This is a genomic window from Glaciimonas sp. GG7, from assembly GCF_052976905.1.
On record NZ_JBRIIQ010000190.1, the window covers coordinates 1 to 2,928 of the forward strand.

Here is a 2,928-nt window from a genome sequence, read left to right on the forward strand (position 1 = left end):
CGACTATGCGGCAAAATTGCCAGCACACCACGCGTACGCATGGGCGCGATCATCCCAAGCGCTTGACAGAAGCATCCGTATTGACGGCCACCACCAGCGACGCCCCCTCCTCGCGAGCCTGCGCCAGATAGGTTACATGTCCCCGATGCAAGATATCAAAAACACCGTTCGTCAAGACCACCGGTTGCGGTAACGCAGCAATGCGCGCACGTAATTGGGCACGCGATGTAATTTTTTGTTCGAATGTAATCATGGGGGCCATACAAGTAAGAAATAAAAAAGCCGCAACACATTGCGGCTCTTCGGGTCTGCTTTGAACAGATCAATCTATTCCAACAACCGGGTTAAGCAACAATCGCAGGCGGCGCAACAGGTAGATCAGCGAGCCGCGCAACGATTTCCTTACGATACCGATTCAAATCCTGCACCGTCACGAAGTTACGCTCAAACAACAATGACATATTGTGCAAAATACGGTCAACGACCTTCTTTTCCCACACGCCGTCAAACTTAATCTGATCATCAAGCCAACGCTCCAGCCACTCCGGGTCCGGCAGACGACTTTGGACCGTGTCGTTTGGAAACAAGGCCTTATTCACATGCAGATTAGTCGGATGCAAAGGCTTTTCGGTACGACGGGAAGATGCCATCAATACGCCAATCTTGGCGAATGCCGCTGAAGCACGATCGCCGACTTCAACTAGCGCTTTTTTCATGTAGCGCAAATAAGCACCACCATGACGCGCTTCATCTTGGCTAATAATTTTATAAATATGCTTGATGACCGGCTCAGTGTGCCAGTCCGACGCACAGCGGTACCAGTGATTAAGACGAATTTCGCCGCAAAAATGCATCGTCAGCGTCTCTAGCGCTGGTGCCGGGTCGAATTCAAAGCGGACATTGTCAAGCTCTTCTTCCGTTGGCACCAACTCTGGACGGAAACGACGCAGGTATTCCATTAAGACTAATGAATGCTTCTGCTCTTCAAAAAACCACACCGACATGAACGCCGAAAAGTCACTATCGCCGTGGTTATCGCGCAAAAACATTTCTGTAGCAGGCAGTGCCGACCATTCTGTAATCGCGTTCATGCGAATCGTCTGGGCCTGCTCGTCTGATAGTTGGGAAGCGTCAAACTTGTCCCACGGAATATCGGTCGCCATGTTCCATCGGACTTCTTCCAGTGATTTAAACAATTCTGGATACAGCATAAATACCTTACAAGTTGGGTTAACCCGGTGATTTTACCAAGAATTGCCTTGGTAACCTATTTATAAGCTCTGGCGTGGTCAGTTTCAATAGGACAATTTTAAGAAAACCGCTCCGCTGTCGCCCTCATTGATTAATAAACAACGTTTCTGATTGTTTCTTACAATGTGTATACGCAAAAAAGGCTGTACTGGATGTGCGCAAAAATATTATCAAATGTCATCAACTATTTTGAATCCGAATACTTAGAGCCTACGTATGTAGTAAAGGAGCATTATCAGCAATATAAATTACAACGCCTATAAGAAACATTCCCCCAGGAGCAGACGCAGATGAACATCGCCATTATCGGCTCCGGCATTTCCGGTCTCGCCAGTGCGTACCGCTTGACCCAGGCCGGACATCACGTTTCGCTCTATGAGGCGAATGACTATTTTGGCGGTCATACTAATACAGTCGACGTCACGTTGGATGGACAAACTTACGGCGTAGACACGGGTTTTCTGGTCTTCAATCACCGCACCTATCCCCATCTCGTCGCATTATTCGAAGAACTACAGGTTGAGACTGCGGCAACGGATATGTCGTTCTCGGTAAAAATACCCATCAATGGCCGCTTCGGCAAACGCACGCTCGAATGGTCCGGCACCAATCTGGACAGCGTCTTTACCCAGCGTCGCAATTTACTCAGCCCCAAGTATTTACGGATGCTACGCGACATCCTGCGCTTCAATGCGCAAGCCACCGAGATCGCTAACGACGCCGACTCTCCGCTCGGCGTGATGTCGCTGGGCGATTTTCTATCCGGCAACAACTACAGTGAGGCATTCAAAAATTGGTATTTGCTCCCGATGGCTGGCTGCATCTGGTCCTGCCCGACGGCGCAAATGTTGGCATTTCCCGTCTCCAGTTTTATCCGGTTTTGTCATAACCACGGACTGCTCCAAGTCAGCAACCGGCCCCAATGGCGCACCGTCAAGGGCGGCGCTAAACATTATGTCGACAAGCTATTAGCGGTCATCCCCAACACATATTTGCACACCCCAGTCACGGGCATCAGCCGATTCCACAGCGAAGGTCTTTGTCAGGTAAGGGTACAAACCCGCAACGGTACACGACACTACGATCATGTCGTGATGGCCGGTCATAGCGATCAGAGTTTGCAATTACTACAAGACCCTACGCAAGAGGAAAAGCGGCTGTTATCCGCCATCCAATATCAGCCCAATCACGCTGTACTGCATACTGATCACAGTCTGTTACCCCAGAACCGCAAAGCCTGGGCCGCGTGGAATTATCAAAGTCAATCCGGCAGCGATCCGCAGGTTTGCGTACATTATTTGCTCAATCAATTGCAGCCGCTACCGTTCCAAACGCCGTTAATGGTTTCCCTTAACCCCATCGATCAACCGAAGCCACACAGCGTGATCCAACGTTTCGACTACGCCCATCCGATCTTCGATGCCGCAGCCATCGCCGCGCAACCACAGTTCGCCGCCATGCAAGGCCACAACAACACCTGGTATGCCGGTGCCTGGCTGGGCTATGGATTTCATGAAGACGGTCTGACATCCGGACTCGCCGCAGCCAGCGCCATTCTGAGCTTGCCCCGTCAAGTCTTGCGCGCCACCGAAAGCATTGCCGCTTAAGGCCAGAGAAAATATGCACATCGATTCGTGCTTGTCCGTGGTACTCGGCATAGAACTACTGAGTCGGAGA

Annotated in this window: 2 protein-coding genes and 1 pseudogene; 1 reads left to right on the plus strand and 2 read right to left on the minus strand. The window is 50.6% G+C overall.

The window, feature by feature from the left end; all coding sequences use genetic code 11:
- Positions 1–52 precede the first annotated feature (52 nt).
- Both ACVBEF_RS20950 and ACVBEF_RS20955 read right to left on the minus strand, forming a co-directional pair.
- Positions 53–253 (minus strand): annotated as a pseudogene (locus ACVBEF_RS20950) (adenylyltransferase/cytidyltransferase family protein); the annotation flags it as partial.
- Positions 254–344: 91 nt separating this feature from the next.
- Positions 345–1,211: a ferritin-like domain-containing protein gene (locus ACVBEF_RS20955; protein WP_447125831.1), complete on the minus strand. Its 867-nt coding sequence runs from the start codon at positions 1,209–1,211 to the stop codon at positions 345–347.
- A 330-nt stretch (positions 1,212–1,541) separates the two neighbouring features.
- Here ACVBEF_RS20955 and ACVBEF_RS20960 point away from each other — a divergent pair, with 330 nt between their 5' ends.
- Positions 1,542–2,858, plus strand: a complete 1,317-nt coding sequence (locus ACVBEF_RS20960; protein WP_447125832.1) for an NAD(P)/FAD-dependent oxidoreductase — start codon at positions 1,542–1,544, stop codon at positions 2,856–2,858.
- Positions 2,859–2,928 lie beyond the last annotated feature (70 nt).

Bases quoted from the DNA above. Each gene is read 5' to 3' on its own strand.
- ACVBEF_RS20955 (WP_447125831.1), bottom strand. From the start codon at position 1,211: ATGCTGTATCCAGAATTGTTTAAATCACTGGAAGAAGTCCGATGGAAC.
- ACVBEF_RS20960 (WP_447125832.1), top strand. From the start codon at position 1,542: ATGAACATCGCCATTATCGGCTCCGGCATTTCCGGTCTCGCCAGTGCG.